The following is a 15,927-nucleotide window of genomic DNA, read 5'->3' as shown; positions in this document are numbered from 1 at the left end:
TACGAGGACTGGCGACTCATCCCTTGAAAAATTATCTAGCAAAGCACTGAGGTTATTGAGCTAACCCACGAAAAGCAAAAATTGAAATACTTCAACGTAGACATCTGTATCGACTTCAGAAAATGATGAAAGTCGATTTATATACATTTTCTAACGAAAATACTATTTTTCAAAATAGTCTTATGCTCGATCAATCGTTGAAATACCAGGCTAGAATTAATCCCCTTGGAATTCAGGTGCTCTACGTTCCGTGAAAGCCAATATTCCTTCTCGAAAATCGACGCTTTCAGATACCTGTTCAAATAGTTTTCCTTCAAGCGCCAGATGCTCTTTGAAACTATGATTTAAGCGTGAATTTCGCAGATCTTTATAATGTCCAAACGCTTTTGTTGGTCCGACAGCCAACGCTCTAGCCAGCTCATTCGCACGCAAATCAAGCGCTGAAGCAGCGCAAACCTGGTTAATCAATCCATAATCCAGCGCCTGCGCCGCATTCCAGATTGCGCCACAAAACATCAGCTCGGTGGCGCGACGCTCACCGACCAGCAATGGCAACAAGGCACTTCCTCCACAATCAGGTTGGGCACCAATTTTGTCGTATGCCATCATAAATTTTGCGTCTTCGCTGGCAAGCACTATATCGCAAGCCGCGAGCAGACTCAGTCCAGCGCCAGCAACCGCACCGTGGGCAACGGCCAGCACCGGCAACGACAGCGAACGAAGTGTCATCACAACGGGGTTCAGGGAAGCTAACAGTTCACGAATAACCTCGGCCACATTATCTCCGGCGGCCAGAAAGTCACCGACATCCCCACCCGCCATAAAGGCCCGCCCCTGTCCCTTCAAAACGAGGCAGCGTAAACCCGGCACACAGATTAAATCATTCAACTCTCGTTCAAGATCTTTTGCCAACACTACATTGATCGCATTTAACACCTCAGGGCGATTAAATCGTAGCTCTCCCACACCGGTTTGCGGATCAAAATGGCGTATTATTGTGGTCATGATGCGAGTAATTGCTCCTTGATCGTTCTCTTCAACAGCTTTCCATTTGGCATTCTCGGTAATGCATCCTGTAAAAAAATACGACGGGGGCATTTAAAGCCTGCCAGTTTCGAGCGACAAAATGCGGAGACTTCTTCGACAAACTGAAGCTCTGAATCGACGGCGCCGAGTGGTTCAATCACGGCAACCACCTCTTCTCCAAACTCGGGATTGGGCAATCCCAACACGGCAACATCTGCTATTCCAGGGTGGGAGATTAGTAGATTTTCGATCTCTTGAGGATAGATATTTACCCCACCGGAAACGATCATAAAGGCACGGCGATCGGTGAGATATAAGAAGCCATCGTCATCGATATAACCAATATCTCCCAAGGTGGAGTAACCCCTTTCATTATAAGCTTCGCGGGTTTTCACGGGGTCTTTATAGTATTCAAAATCGGGAAGACCTGAGAAATAGACGGTGCCGGTTTTATTAGGCCCAAGCTCATTGCCCTGTTCGTCACAGATATGCAAATTACCCAACACGACCTTGCCTACTGACCCGGGATGGTCAATCCATTCCTGTGGTCCTAGCGCGGTCACTCCATTGCTCTCGCTGCCACCGTAGTATTCGTGGATGATCATGCCCCACCAGTTCAACATCTGATGCTTGATCTCAGGTGCACAAGGGGCGGCAGCATGCACAGCTATTTTCAGGGAGGACAAGTCATACTTCAGCCGAATATCGTCTGGCAAAGACAAAAGCCGCACGAACATCGTAGGCACTAACTGGGTGTGGGTGACACCATAGCGCTCGATATTGGCCAGAAAGCTTTCCGGCTCGAACTTCTTCAACGTAATGAGTGAGCCGCCCAAACGTAATATTGCTAAACACCAGTTGAGTGGTGCCGCGTGATACATCGGCGCAGGCGACAGGTAAACTGTGTTGTCATCAATTCCATAGGACGCTGAGATAAAAGTATCGACCGCTGGTGGCGTGCCAAACTGGCGCTCAACCATGGGCCGACGTATGCCCTTGGGCTTTCCAGTTGTGCCTGAAGAGTAGTACATGACCTGCCCCTCTTTTTGTTCAAACTCCGGGACAATGTGGGCTTCACTTGCCAGTGCACTGTCAAATAAATCCCGCATCGCGGGTTCATCAATATCTACAAAAGGTAAGGCCATTTTCGCACTGAGTTGCCTGTGCATGGCCGAGCTGATCAGTAATACTGAGTCTGAGTCTTCAACGATATGAGCCACTTCATCAAACTTGAGGTGCCAATTGATCGGCGTAACGTAAAGCCCCAAGCGCAGCGCAGCCCACATCACCACCATGTATTCTGCGCGGTTCTCCATCATCAAGGAAACCACCCGACCAGGCTGAATTCCGCGAGAATTAAGCGCATTGGCAAATGCGATAGAGGCATTGTTTAGCATCTTCCAGCTCAGCGCCTGCCCATCTGGGGCAACCATCGCTATCTTGTCAGGCATACTGTGGGCATGATCGTGAATATGAGGCACGGCAGAAAATCTCCGGTTTTATCATTCTTTTTGAATACGATTTCAGGGAAGCAGAACAGCTTTCACAAAAGCGGATGTTTTCTGCTCATCTATCGCCTGATTAATGTTATCCAGCGGAAAAGTTTTGCTGATTTTCTCCACCGGGAAGCGACCCGCTTTGAAGTGCTCAACCAGTTTGGGAATAAAGACATCGGGATGGCTATCACCTTCCAGAATACCTTTTACAGTAATTCCGCGAATGACCAGTTGCGTGACATCCAATGCAACTTTGGTATCAGCTGCCGCAGCAGCGACAAGGCCTACCATTCCACGCGGCGCCAGCAGCCCGATGAATTTCTCGATAACACTGCCGATACCGGTGGTATCAAAGACCTTATTGACGCCCCCAGGCAGAGCCGCTGCTAACTGCTCAAGGAAGTCGGGATCATTGCCATCCAAGGCCGCTTTCGCGCCCAGCTCTATCGCCAGCGCACGACGGCTCTCGTTCAGTTCAATCAACACGGTATTGGTCTCGCAGATCGCTCCAGCAAGCACCGCTGACATCCCCACGGCGCCGCCGCCAACGATGACCAGGTTTTCACCCGGCTGGCAGGCCAGTGAATTCATAATGCTGCCCGCACCGGTCTGAAAGCCGCAGCCCAAAGCACCTAAGAGCGGCAAACTGACCTCATCCACGTCGACTTTGACGACATTGCTTTCTTCCACAATGGCATGGCTCGCAAAGGAGGACTGCCCAAAAAATCGGCCCGATACCTCCTCGGCACCAGACCGCAGTCCTGGGCTTCCATCGGGACGACGCCCGAGGAAATTCAGTGGGGCAAACTCATGGCAATAACTCGGTGAGGACGATGCGCAGCTAGGGCAATGTCCACATGAAAGAAAGCTCATTACCACCTTGTCACCGGGCGCAACTTTGGACACCTCGCTGCCAACAGACTCAACAATGCCCGCACCCTCATGTCCAAGAACAGCCGGAAGTTGCACTGGAATCTGTTGGTCGCGGGAAATAATATCGGTGTGGCACACTCCCACACCCAAAACGCGTACCCGGATTTCTTTGCCTCTCGGCTCATCAATGTCGAGTTCTTCAATCGCAAAAGGGGCTTTTGCCTGCCGGGCAACTGCCGCGGTAATTTTCATTTTGTCTTTCTCCATTATTGTTTTGGTATCGGGTAAACCGTTTTGCAATTCAGGAAACTCTGATTAATGTAGCGCACCCAAAGCACTCACTGCGCTCACGGGGCGTACTAAGCGCCGCAAGGTTAGCCGTCGCCGGAGCGCAAAAAACGGAGTTTATATGCAAATAATTGAGCATTTTGAGCACCGCCGACGGTTAAGATTGCAAGCGCAGTAATTAATCAGAGGTTCCTTAAGGCAAGGCCATCACCACAGACTTGGTTTGCAGGTAGGCCTCTAGTGCTTCAGGGCCATTCTCCCGACCCAGCCCCGATTTTTTATAGCCACCGAATGGCATCGCCGGATCAGCGAGCAGCACACAATTCACAAAGACCGTTCCAGCCTCCAGCGCCTTACTCATGCGATGTGCTATGCCAAGATCTTTCGTCCACACATGGGCGGCAAGGCCGTACTCGCTATCATTTGCCATGGCGACAACCTCCTGCTCAGACTCAAAGGGAATGACCGAGAGAACCGGACCGAAGATTTCTTCTCTGGCGATTTCGGAACTGCCGTCCACGTCGCGAAGCACCGTAGGCGGAAAGTAAAAGCCCTGCTCCGGCAGCTTATGCGTTAACGGTACCGACTTTATACCCACCGCTTCCGCTCGCTCGACCATCGCCGTTACCTTGTCGTACTGCGCCTGACTGATGAGCGGGCCCATACTGCACTCGGCATTCCAGCTTGGCCCGATAGCCGCCTGCTCAGCGTGCTCCTGCAAGCCCATTATCACTGCTTCATAAAGGTCTTTGTGCACGTAGAGTCGCGTGCCGGCATAACAGACTTGTCCGCTATTGAAAAAGCAGGATGCGGCCGACTGGGCAATCGCCGCCGGGAGGTCTGCATCAGGGAAAATAATATTAGGGGACTTACCACCAAGTTCCAGGGTGACTTTCTTAAGACTCGGTACGCTAGCGGCAAGAATGCGCTGACCGGTAGCGGTCGAACCCGTGAAGGCAACCTTGGCCACACCGGGATGCTCGACCAGCAACTTACCCGTAACCGCGCCATCACCCAGCACCACATTGATAACGCCGGGAGGAAAGCCTACTTCAGCGGCGAGATCGGCCAAGCGGAGTATGCTCATCGGCGTTTCTGGCGCGGGCTTGAGAACGACACTACACCCAGCCGCTAAAGCAGGTGCAATTTTCCACATGCTCAAAATAAGCGGAAAGTTCCAAGGCGTCACCGCCGCCACCACGCCAACCGGCTCTTTACGCACAAAGGCGTGGAACTCACCCGGTGTTGAAGCAAGCTTACGTTCAGAGCCGAAAATTTTGCTCGGCCAACCGGCGTAGGTTCGCAGCCAGGCAACAGCTCCCGGCACATCAACCGCTTTGGTAATTCCAATGGGCCGACCGGTATCCATTGCTTCCAGGGAAGCCAGATAATCCATATCGGCCTCAAGGGCATCGGCAAGCTTGTGCATCAGGGCTTCACGCGCCAGAGGGGGAATATCCGCCCAGGCGGGATCGGCAAGTGCCTTTCTCGCGGCATTCACCGCATTATCCACTGTGTTGGCCGAAGCAATTGGCGCTGCGCCGTAGGAGTTCCCGGTGCAAGGATCGATCAAATCCAGTCGCGCTTCCGAGGGCGAAGGTACCGCGCTACCGCCAATGCGATGCGTCAGCAGAGGTAGTTCCAGTGATTCCCAGGTCATACCAATACTCCTGTTATTGTCATTCTTATTCGCAAAGTGCCAAAGCGCAGTGCGCAATGGGTTGAATCATGTCGTTCAATGCAGCAGCGCGCTTATTTGACGAATTTCCATCTCGACTTCGCTTCACCACACCTTGAAAAATTGCCGCCAACCGAAAGTAGGAAAACACGAGGTAATAATTCCAGTTTGCCGGACGACTCAGACCGGTACGTTCAAAGTAACGGCTGGTGTACTCCTCTTCATCCGGAATGCCCAGCTCGCGCCGACTCAGGGAACCCAGACCCGCCAACTCGCTATTCTCAGGCAAGCGCCACTGCATACACTGATAAGCCAGATCAGCAAGGGGATGCCCCAACGCCGACAGCTCCCAGTCAATGACGGCAATCACTTTCGCTTGTGAAGGATGAAAGATCATATTATCGAGGCGATAATCACCGTGACTGAGCACCACACGACCATCGCAGGGCGGCAGATTTTGCTGTAGATAGGTAATAACCGTTTCCAGCTCACCCAGTGTGCTGGTCTCCGCCGCACGGTACTGCTTTATCCAAAGCGACAGCTGCCGTTCGAAATAGGCATCACCACGACGGCTGTAATCACCGAGACCAATCTTATTCACATCAAGACGGTGCAGCGCAGCGAGCGTGCTGTTCATGGCATCGAAAATTTCAGCACGCTCTGCTGGTCGGTAATCCGGCAGGGATGGCGCCCATAAAATGCGTCCATCAACGTATTCCATCAAATAAAACTCGCTGCCGATCACGGATTCATCATCACAGTAATGCAGCATTGCCGGCACCGGGAAGCCCGCTTTGCCCAATGCGTCCATGACCCGAAATTCCCGGTCGATCGCATGGGCGGACTTTAATAACTGGCCCGGTGGTTTACGCCGCAATACATAGCGCTTGCCGTCAATCGCCACCGAAAAAGTAGGATTGGATTGGCCGCCCGGAAATTTTTCTGCCGAGAGATGTTTAACCGGCAGAATATCCCGCTCGCGCAGATAGGTTGCCAAAGCGTTGGTGTTAATAAAATTAATCGCCGTCATCGCAATCGACCTATGCGTATTTTTTGATCGTTTGCTTCGCCAGAGAGGTCAGGTGCACCTGGTCCGGACCGTCGGCGATTCGACACCAGCGCGCATAAGTAAACGCCTCTGCGAGGAAAAAATCTTCCGTTAAACCGCCTGCACCATGCAGCTGGATCGCGCGATCCAAAACCTGCTGCGCCATATTGGGTGCAACGATCTTGATCATCGCAATCATATCGCGAGCCTCCTTGGCACCAACGTCATCCAGGCGACGCGCTGCCATCAAGGTCAATTGCCGGGCCTGCTCAATCTCACACACGGAACGGGCGATATCCTCACGCACGCTACCCTGTTGCGACAATGGCTTACCAAAGGCCACTCGCGATTCAGCGCGCTTTACCATCTCCTCGAGTGCGCGCTGGGCACAACCGATGAGCCGCATGCAGTGGTGAAGTCGCCCCGGGCCGAGGCGTCCCTGGGCGATTTCAAACCCCCGACCTTCACCGAGAATCATGTTGCTGACCGGCACTCTGACATTGGTGAAGCGCAACTCGGCGCGCCCTAAAGGCGCGTCGTCGTAACCCATTACTGTGAGTGGACGAACAATTTCCACCCCCGGTGTATTCATGGGCACCAGAATCTGTGACTGCTGTTGATGAACGTTGACATGATTCGGATCGGTCTTGCCCATCACGATCAGCAACTGGCAGTCATAATGCATCGCGCCACTGATAAACCATTTTCGGCCGTTGATAACGTAGTCATCGCCGTCGCGGAGTATTTCTGTTTCAACATTAGTTGCATCACTCGACGCCACTTGTGGTTCGGTCATTGCCACGGCGCTGCGAATACGCCCTTCTGCCAAAGGGATCAGCCACTGCTGCTTCTGCTGTTCACTGGCGTAGTGGTGAAGCAGCTCCATATTGCCGCTTTCCGGCGGGTGGCAATTGAATACCTCTGACGCCCACATAACCCGCCCCATCGTTTCAGCGAGTGGTGCGTACTGATAGTTGCTGAAGCCGCTGCCCAGAGTTTGATTCGAGAAAAACAGATTCCACAAACCCCGAGATTTAGCGAGCTCACGAAGCTCAGAAAGAATCGGGAGAAAACCTCTTCTATCACTCAGCGCCTTAAGTTCCAGGCGATAGCGATCTTCGTTCGGATAAATATGCTCTTCCATAAACTGCCGCAGCGCGTCATGGACTTCTTCGACCCGCGCGTCACTAACTACTGGCGTAGTTGCATTCATCATATTTCTCACTTTTTCCAATCGAAGCGAAGCGGCAAGGATTTAATACCGCAAATAAAATTAGAGCGAATGCGCGCAACATCCCCATTTAACTCGAAATGTTCGCAACGCTTGAGCAACTCTTCGAGGAAAATACTAATTTGCAGTTCGGCAAGACGACTGCCTACACAGATATGTGCGCCCGCACCAAAACCACGGTGTTTTACAATGTCACGGCTAATATCAAAACGATCCGGATCAGTCCAAATTTCCTCATCCCTATTTGCAGAGGGATACCACATAAGGACTTTTTCACCTTTCTTCATGGTGACTCCGCGCAGAGTGCAATCTTCCATGAGCGTACGGCGCATATGCATCACCGGTGTAACCCAGCGAACAATTTCATTGACCGCGTTGGGGATCAGTTCCGGCTTGGATTTCAGAAGCGACCACTGCTCAGGATTTTGCGCAAAGCCCAGCATGCCACCCGATATAGAATTGCGGGTCGTTTCATTTCCACCCACCAACACAAGAATGATATTGGCCAGAAAATCCTCAACGGGAACCTCATTGCCACTACGGTCCGTCGCCAGCATGGTCACCACATCACTGCGATCAGTGCCCTGGCGTTCTACCCGCAACGCGAGGAAATATTCCGCCAGCTCCGCCATGACTTGCCCCATATACTCAGGCGACTGTCGAAACTCAGGATCGTCTTCACCGATCAGCGCATTGGTCCACTCGTAAAGCTTGCCTTCCATACTAACGGGTAGATCAAGCAGCTCCACCAGCGTTTTAATGGGGATTGGCGCAGAGACACTCTCAACAAGCTCTAACTCGTCAGAATCAATCGCTTTATCTAAAAGCAGTGAGATCCGCTCGCGAATACGGTTTGTCATATCAAGCAACCGATTACTCGACACCGAGCGCATTACTGGAACCCGTTGCTCTGCCTGCAAAGGCGCATCTCTCGAGATAAACGGCGCACCCACAGGCGTACTGCCACTTGCACCGGTATTCGCTAGCCCTGAGAGTTGCTCCTCAAAAATACGATGGCCACCGTTCTCACTGGCAGACGAGAAAATGCCCGGCGTGCTGCCAACAAAGCCAACGTCTTCGTACTTTGTAATAGCCCAGAAGCCCTTACCGCCCGACCATTCACTCCAGCACACCGGGCTAGCTTCCCGCAACTCACGAAACAGCGCATGGGGAAATCCCGCGTTGAAATTATCCGGCTCCGCCAGCATTAGAGGCGTAGACTGCTGATTAACCTTTGTTGTCATGTCGTTTCCCACCTACCCAAACTATCAAACATCCCACTTTAGTTTCATGCACAGATTACCGATGAATTAAGCGATACATTGGCACCGAGCTCGGCGTACAACCTACCAATTGATATATTTTTCAAACCGAGGTTATTACCGAAAATGGTTACGCTAAGCTGCCAGGGGTATACATGTAGCTTATCCGAGTATCGGTTAACTCATAGACCCCCTGTTTAACGACGAAGCATTTTGCGCTTTGTAGTAAAAGCTACATTTTTAGTAATCATTATCAGGATCTGTTAATACCAGTCGCCATAGACGCATCGTTGACGCGCCCAGATCTTTTCTGCGCGGCAACCACTACCTCTTCCGGTATACGTGACTTACGACGACTGTCAGAAAAGGCAAGAAATCCAATAGATGTCGAGATAACGGATTCCAACAAACGGGTCGTTAAGGCAGCGTTTATGCTCATTATTCCCACCTTGTTATTTTGACTTTGAGGCTCTCGACCTCAACTTAAGCAAACTGTAAACCACTTTAGACGACATGTCTAATTTTTGTATCAAACTGTTTTAAAACCTATACGGATCTTAGACCCCACCCCCGCAATCCGCTATACTTCCCACGCTTTGATCACGCCACTCTGGGGACCATTATGGCTAACGCCGCCAGCCGAAAAGCGAAAACAAACATAGCCAAGGAACGGGAGAAGCGGCGGAATAAAGTGAGCATAGACAAGAAGTTACTTCTTGCGATGGAGGAGCTTCTAGAAAACGGGGAAGAGTTTTCGACTACCACAATCGACCGACTATCTGAAACGGCCGGAATTTCGCGAGCGACGTTTTATCTCAACTATAAGGACAAAGCCGATCTGGTGACCCACCTGTTTGAACAGGTGAGGATCGAAATAATCGAGTCTGCCGGCGACTGGTTTATCAATGCCGCCAATACAACCTATCACGACATCCGCAACACGCTGAAAGGCATACTGAGCACGTACCGGAATCACTATGTGGTGCTTTCAGCGTTGCATCAAACAGCCCAAACCAATTCAGAGGTTGCGAAACTTTCCCGAGACATGCGGGAATCCCTCAGTCACAGTAGTGTGAAAGCAGCGGAACAACTCAAGGCGGCAGGGAGAGGTAATCCCCTCGCGGGACCCATGGTCGCGAGCTTACTGACGCTGGCAATCGACAGTGTCAGCACTTTACAACCTGAATTACTAACCGACGAAAAGCTCGACGAAACTTGCGATGCCTGGGCACACATCACCTGGTCCGCATTGGCGGGGAAGGAATTTCAGCGCTAACCCTCGTCGACAATCGCTACCCACCCCAAACCGGGCACCCACTTTCGCCCTCACACTGCGCCTCTGAGCACAGCGGCTTAAGCGCTGGCACAACTCGCTCTGCTGGAAGGACAGAGTGGTTGTAGAAACTGAAGCCTGAGACGCTAAAGAGGTCTCGGCTGTTGCAGAAGCATAAAAAAATCCGAAGCCAGCACCGACTTCGGATTTTCCAGGTCTTTCGCTCACATCAACTGTTCACGTAGACAGCATCGCCGCGCTCGCTGGACTATTCAGCACAGCGCAGCAACTCGCCTTAGCTATCCAGAGACTGATAGTAATCCATCAGAATCTTGGCCACTTCGGGGCGGGAGAACTCGGGCGGTGGCGCAATGCCCTGGCCCAGCATCTCGCGCACCTTGGTGCCCGACAGCAACACGAAGTCTTCTTTGGCATGATCGGGCGCGTCGCGCATCATCACGACCCGGTCCAGTTTCTTGGAGTAGGCAGTGTGGTCGGCACGGTAGATTTCGATATCCAGTGCGCCTTCGGGCACTTTCTCGTCGAAGATGGTTTGCGCGTCAAAGCCGCCGTAGTAGTCACCTACACCGGCATGGTCGCGACCCACAATCAGGTGAGTACAGCCACAGTTTTGACGGAATACCGCGTGCAGTACCGCTTCACGGGGGCCAGCGTAGAGCATGTCAAAGCCGTAACCGGTGATCATCACCGTGTTTTTGGGGAAGTACACATCTACCATTTTACGGATGGCAGCATCGCGAACGTGGGCAGGAATATCACCGGCTTTCAGTTTGCCCAGCAGCATGTGGATCAGAATGCCGTCGGTGCCCAGATCTTCCATGGCCATACGGCACAGCTCTTCGTGGGCGCGGTGCATGGGGTTACGGGTTTGGAAGGCAACAACCTTTTCCCAGCCGCGCTCGGCCATTTCGTTGCGAATTTCAACGGCGGTGCGGAAGGTGTCGGGAAAGTCACTCTGGAAGTAGGAAAAGCTCAACACTTCAATGGGGCCAGACAGCACGTAGTTGCCCTGAGCCTTGAAGGTTTTCACACCGGGGTGATCTCCATCCAGGGTGCCGAAGATGTTCTCGGCCATAAAGTCGATCTGCTCGGCAGTGGCGGTATCGATGGCTTCAATATCCATGATCGCCAATACCGGGTTACCTTCAACGTTGGGGTCACGCAGGGCAACACGCTGGCCAGCGCTCACGCCTTGCAGGTCGCTCAACAGGTTGAGTATGGGTACAGGCCAGAACAGGCCGTCGGTGGTGTGCAGGTTCTCGGCAACGCTCAGGGCGTCGGCCAGGTTCATGTAACCGCTCAGGGGGGTGAAGTAACCGGCGCCCAGCATTACCGCGTTGGCGGCGGCGGCAGAGCTGATCATGATAGAAGGCAGGCTTTCCGCTTCGCTGATCAGGGCGTGGTGTTTTTCAGTGTCATAAACGAACAACGGTTTCAGTTCGTCGGCGCCGTGGGGCTTAATCATCAGATAACTCCGTTTGCATCTATGTTTGCATCGAGGCGCACCGTAGCGTGCGACTGCATTTGAGAAACGCTCTGCCCACCCAAGCAAATGATGGCGGGCCAAAAAACCTTTAGATAATGCCGCGCTCACTCAGCATTTTGAGCAGCACATCGACTTCTTCTTCCAGGCTCAGCTCGTGGCTGTTCAAAACCAGCTCCGGCTTGGTGGGCGCCTCATAGGGGTCGTCGATACCGGTGAAGTTTTTGATCTCACCCGCGCGGGCCTTCTTGTACAGACCTTTGGGGTCGCGCTCTTCGGCCACACTCAGGGGCACGTCAACATAGACTTCGATAAAGTCCATGTCACCCTCGTCGTGCAGTTTGCGCACGTTGTCGCGGTCTTCCCGATAGGGGCTAACGAAGCTGGACAGCACGATCACACCGGTGTCGACAAACAGCTTGGCGATCTCACCGATGCGGCGAATGTTCTCTGCACGGTCCTCAGCACTGAAGCCCAGGTTTTTGTTAATACCCAGACGAATATTGTCGCCGTCCAGGCGGTAGCACAGGTGACCTTTTTCAGTCAGCGCCTTTTCCAGGGCAACAGCAACGGTGCTTTTGCCGCTGCCAGACAAACCGGTGAACCACAGGGTGGCCCCCTTTTGCTTGAGCAGCGCGTTGCGATCTTCCCGGCTCACTTCGCCATCGTGCCAATGCACGTTGGTCGCTTTCACTTCTGTCATTACTTCGTCCCCATTCTCTGGTTGCCGCAAATCCGTCTCCGGCGGGCCGTTTCAGCCAGGCGGAGCACTAAACGGAGGTGATCTTAGCGACCGCCTTGCTACAAGTAAAATGGGATATTACTATACTCAGTATCGATTTTATCGATGCCTTGATCTCCCCCCTCACCCCCAATAAAAGAGAATCGCTGTGAGATTTACCCTGCGCCAACTTGAGGTTTTTCTGGCGGTGGCCCGCCACCAAAATGTGACCCGGGCAGCGGATCAACTCGCCATGTCCCAGTCGGCTGCCAGCGCCGCCCTGCAAAACCTGGAGCGCAACTACGGGGTGGATTTGTTTCACCGTCAGGGCAACAAGCTTAGCTTAAATCCGGTTGGCCACACCCTGCGCAAACAGGCGGAAACCCTGCTGGAGCACTGCCAGCAGTTTGATGATGCCATGCAACGCCACGGCGAGATCGGCCACCTGCGGGTGGGCGCCAGTTTTACCATCGGCAATCACCTGGTGGTGCGCTACCTGGCCGACTATCTGGCCCGCTACCCCGAGGCCGATGTGCAGCTGCACACCGCCAACACACCCGAGATTGTCGCCAAGGTGTTGAACTACGAGGTTGATGTGGGCCTGATCGAGCGGGAAGTACAGCACCGGGAGCTGGAGATGATTCCCTGGATGGAGGACGAGCTGATTGTGTTTTGCAGCGCCGACCACCCCCTGGCCGAAAAGCAGACCTTAAGTAACCGGGATATCAAAGAGGCCAAATGGATATTGCGCGAGCCCGACTCCGGTGCCCGCCACACCTTTGACCGGGCCCTGGCGGGCCTGCTGCCGGAGATCAATATCTACCGGGAGTTCAAACACAATGAGGCGATCAAAAGTGCGGTCACTTCGGGCCTGGGCATCGGCTGCCTGTCGCGGGTGGTGCTGCAGAATGATTTTCGCAATGGCGAGCTGGTGCCCCTCAAACTCGCCCGCCGGGATATGCGCCGCCGCTTTTACATTGCCCTGCCCAAAAAGCGCCACCCCAAAGCCGCCGTCGAATTCTGGATTGAGCTGTGCCGCAAGGCCGAGGCGGAACAGCTATTGAAAGAGAAAAGCTGACCGGTCCGGCTTAGCCCGCCACCATGGCAGCGCGGCCCGCTCTCACCTCAGCGTACCAGCCGGGCGGGTCTTGCAGCTCGCCATCCTCACCCAAGGGGGGATAGGCCAACCCCCGCTGCTGACAAAAGCGGGTCAGTTCGGGGTGAGCCCACTCAAAGAACAGACGCTCATAGACATCGTCGGGCAATCGTCGCTGGTCATACATGCCCGCCTTCTGCCGCTGATACTGCGCCTCGGCCAACAATATTCCCGACGCCACCGACACATTGTACGACTGCACCATGCCCACCATGGGAATGGTGATATGGGCATCGGCCAATGCCAGCGCCTCGCTGCTTACCCCGCGCTTTTCCGCGCCCAGCAAGATGGCGGTCGGCCGGGTGTAATCCACTTCACGATAATCCACCGATACCTCACTCAGGTGGGCCGCCAGCACCTGCACACCCTCGGCCTGCAGACGGGCTATCGCCCCGCTAATATCCGGGTGCCGCCGCACCTCCACCCATTGCTGGCTACCCATCGCGGTGCCGCGAAAAGCGCGGTACTCCCGTTCTTCCAGCACGCAGTGCAAGGTACTGACCCCCGCCGCATCGGCATTGCGGATTACGGCGGACAAGTTACGCCCCTTATGGACGTTGTCGGTGATCAGACTTAAATCGGGCTGGCGCCGGTCGAGCACTGCCCGCAATCGCTGGCATCGTTCGGGGGTCATGGGCGGGGAATCACTGCCATGGTCAGACGCGATACACACACTTTCTTGCCTTCTTCATTCTCCAGGGTGATTTCCCACACCTGGGTGGTACGGCCAACATGGGCCGCGGTGGCTTTGCCATAAACCCGCCCCGTCGTCACCGCGCGGATATGGTTGGCATTAATGTCCAAGCCCACACAACCAAAGCCCGGCGCACAGCACATCGACGCCGCCACACTACCCAAGGTTTCCGCCAGCGCCACTGAGGCACCGCCATGGAGAATGCCGTAAGGCTGATGCGTGCGTTTGTCCACCACCATGGAGCCAGCGATAAAATCGTCGCCGACCTCCTCAATGCGGATATCCAGGGTTTCTGCCAGGGTATTGCGCATCTGCACATTCAACTCTTCCGCGCTGCACTCCCGCCTCCAAATAGCCATAAACACTTCCTCCAACTCACTGTTATTCAATGCGTTTTTCGCATTTTTGCCGATACTGGCAAAATAAGTTTACTCTGCTAACATAAGCCAAACGACGGCAAGTATAACCCGAAGGAGTCACTTATGATCAGCATGCCCCGCACGGTTTATCAGGAGGAGCACGAACTGCTCCGGGCTTCGGTACGCAAATTCCTGGAGACCGAGGCCGCCCCCTACCACGCACAGTGGGAGAAAGACGGCCAGGTTGATCGCCAGTTGTGGAACAAGGCCGGTGAGCAGGGCTTTTTGTGCCCCAGCATAGAGGAAGAATACGGCGGCTTCGGCGGCGACTTCCGCCATCACGGCATTGTGAATGAAGAGATCGCCCGCAGTGGTTTCACCGGCATTGGCTGGGGACTGCACTCGGATATTGCCGTACCCTACATTCAGCGCTACGGCAGCGAAGAGCAGAAACACAAGTACCTGCCAAAATGCGTCAGTGGCGAAATTGTGATGGCCATTGCCATGACCGAGCCCGCCGCCGGCTCAGACCTGCAAGGCATCAAAACCACCGCCACCAAAGACGGCGACGACTATATTCTCAACGGCTCCAAAACCTTTATCACCAATGGCCAGCACGCCGACCTGGTGATTGTAGTAGCCAAGACCGACCCCAAGGGTGGCGCCAAAGGCACCAGCCTTTTTCTGGTGGAAGCGGGCACCCCGGGGTTCAGCAAGGGCACCAATCTCGAAAAAGTGGGTATGAAGGCCCAGGACACCTCTGAGCTGTTCTTTCAGGATGTGCGCCTGCCCAAGTCCCAGCTGTTGGGGGAAGAGGGCAAGGGCTTTATCTACCTGATGCAAGACCTGCCCCAGGAGCGCCTCAGCGTCGCGATGACCGGGGTGGCCACGGCCGAATCCATACTTGAGCAGACCATTGCCTACGTAAAAGAGCGGAAGGCCTTCGGCTCGCCCATCGCCGCCTTTCAAAATACCCAGTTCAAACTGGCAGAGCTGGCTACCGAGGTACAGGTTGCCCGAGTCTATCTGGACCGCTGTCTGGAGCTGCATATCGAGCACAAATTCGATTCGGTGATGGCCGCCCAGGCCAAAATGTTGTGCACCGACATGCAGTGCAAAGTGATTGACGAGTGCCTGCAGCTTCACGGCGGCTACGGCTATATGTGGGAGTACCCGGTCGCCCGGGCCTTTGCTGACGCGCGGGTGCAGCGGATTTATGCCGGCACCAACGAAATCATGAAGCTGATTGTGGGCCGGGAGCTGCTCAAATAGGGTTGTCGCGACCAGGGCTGGTCAGTTGACCTGCCCTGGCTGAGCA

Annotated in this window: 14 protein-coding genes; 3 read left to right on the top strand and 11 right to left on the bottom strand. The window is 53.9% G+C overall.

Going from position 1 to position 15,927, the window contains the following annotated elements; all coding sequences use genetic code 11:
- Positions 1 to 216: 216 nt before the first annotated feature.
- The 7 genes from NCG89_RS15665 to NCG89_RS15635 form a co-directional block, all read right to left on the bottom strand.
- A complete protein-coding gene (locus tag NCG89_RS15665) occupies positions 217 to 1,005 on the bottom strand; it encodes an enoyl-CoA hydratase/isomerase family protein (RefSeq protein ID WP_251087498.1) in 789 nt (262 codons plus the stop codon).
- Positions 1,002 to 2,507 (bottom strand): AMP-binding protein, encoded by a 1,506-nt coding sequence (locus tag NCG89_RS15660; RefSeq protein ID WP_251087497.1) that lies wholly within the window; start codon positions 2,505 to 2,507, stop codon positions 1,002 to 1,004. The genes NCG89_RS15665 and NCG89_RS15660 overlap by 4 nt, the downstream gene beginning before the upstream one ends.
- 42 nt (positions 2,508 to 2,549) lie before the next feature.
- The gene (locus NCG89_RS15655) at positions 2,550 to 3,647 is read right to left on the bottom strand and encodes an NAD(P)-dependent alcohol dehydrogenase (RefSeq protein ID WP_251087496.1); all 1,098 of its coding nucleotides are present in this window, start codon (positions 3,645 to 3,647) and stop codon (positions 2,550 to 2,552) included.
- 229 nt (positions 3,648 to 3,876) lie between these two features.
- Complete coding sequence (locus NCG89_RS15650) at positions 3,877 to 5,343, bottom strand: aldehyde dehydrogenase family protein (protein WP_251087495.1); 1,467 nt, start codon at positions 5,341 to 5,343, stop codon at positions 3,877 to 3,879.
- Between the two features lie 25 nt (positions 5,344 to 5,368).
- Entirely contained in the window at positions 5,369 to 6,391 is a 1,023-nt protein-coding gene (locus NCG89_RS15645) for a phosphotransferase family protein (protein WP_251087494.1), read from the bottom strand.
- Between the two features lie 10 nt (positions 6,392 to 6,401).
- Positions 6,402 to 7,625 (bottom strand): acyl-CoA dehydrogenase family protein, encoded by a 1,224-nt coding sequence (locus NCG89_RS15640; protein WP_251087493.1) that lies wholly within the window; start codon positions 7,623 to 7,625, stop codon positions 6,402 to 6,404.
- A 5-nt stretch (positions 7,626 to 7,630) separates the two neighbouring features.
- Positions 7,631 to 8,884 (bottom strand): cytochrome P450, encoded by a 1,254-nt coding sequence (locus tag NCG89_RS15635; protein WP_251087492.1) that lies wholly within the window; start codon positions 8,882 to 8,884, stop codon positions 7,631 to 7,633.
- A gap of 640 nt (positions 8,885 to 9,524) precedes the next feature.
- On the opposite strand from NCG89_RS15635, the gene NCG89_RS15630 reads away from it, so the two are divergent.
- Positions 9,525 to 10,178 (top strand): TetR/AcrR family transcriptional regulator, encoded by a 654-nt coding sequence (locus NCG89_RS15630; protein ID WP_251087491.1) that lies wholly within the window; start codon positions 9,525 to 9,527, stop codon positions 10,176 to 10,178.
- 292 nt (positions 10,179 to 10,470) lie between these two features.
- Here NCG89_RS15630 and sat read toward each other — a convergent pair whose 3' ends face one another.
- On the bottom strand, positions 10,471 to 11,661 hold the full coding sequence (sat, locus tag NCG89_RS15625) for a sulfate adenylyltransferase (RefSeq protein WP_251087490.1): 1,191 nt from the start codon (positions 11,659 to 11,661) through the stop codon (positions 10,471 to 10,473).
- A 109-nt stretch (positions 11,662 to 11,770) separates the two neighbouring features.
- A complete protein-coding gene (gene cysC / locus NCG89_RS15620) occupies positions 11,771 to 12,382 on the bottom strand; it encodes an adenylyl-sulfate kinase (protein ID WP_251087489.1) in 612 nt (203 codons plus the stop codon).
- 187 nt (positions 12,383 to 12,569) lie between these two features.
- On the opposite strand from cysC, the gene NCG89_RS15615 reads away from it, so the two are divergent.
- Positions 12,570 to 13,478: a LysR family transcriptional regulator gene (locus NCG89_RS15615; protein ID WP_251087488.1), complete on the top strand. Its 909-nt coding sequence runs from the start codon at positions 12,570 to 12,572 to the stop codon at positions 13,476 to 13,478.
- A gap of 10 nt (positions 13,479 to 13,488) precedes the next feature.
- On the opposite strand, the gene trmH is transcribed toward NCG89_RS15615, so the two are convergent.
- Together trmH and NCG89_RS15605 are read right to left on the bottom strand one after the other, a co-directional pair.
- Positions 13,489 to 14,190 carry a tRNA (guanosine(18)-2'-O)-methyltransferase TrmH gene (gene trmH, locus NCG89_RS15610; protein WP_251087487.1) on the bottom strand — a complete coding sequence of 234 codons (702 nt, stop codon included), beginning with the start codon at positions 14,188 to 14,190 and terminating at the stop codon, positions 13,489 to 13,491.
- Positions 14,187 to 14,609, bottom strand: coding sequence for a hotdog fold thioesterase (locus tag NCG89_RS15605; protein WP_251087486.1), 423 nt, complete (start codon positions 14,607 to 14,609; stop codon positions 14,187 to 14,189). The genes trmH and NCG89_RS15605 overlap by 4 nt, the downstream gene beginning before the upstream one ends.
- Before the next feature lie 123 nt (positions 14,610 to 14,732).
- Here NCG89_RS15605 and NCG89_RS15600 point away from each other — a divergent pair, with 123 nt between their 5' ends.
- Entirely contained in the window at positions 14,733 to 15,881 is a 1,149-nt protein-coding gene (locus tag NCG89_RS15600; protein WP_251087485.1) for an acyl-CoA dehydrogenase family protein, read from the top strand.
- Positions 15,882 to 15,927: the final 46 nt, after the last annotated feature.

The sequence above is a fragment of the Spongiibacter taiwanensis genome, assembly GCF_023702635.1.
Lineage (GTDB): Bacteria > Pseudomonadota > Gammaproteobacteria > Pseudomonadales > Spongiibacteraceae > Spongiibacter > Spongiibacter taiwanensis.
The sequence above is the reverse complement of the archived record's forward strand: the minus strand, read 5'-3'. Positions and strand labels throughout refer to the sequence as shown.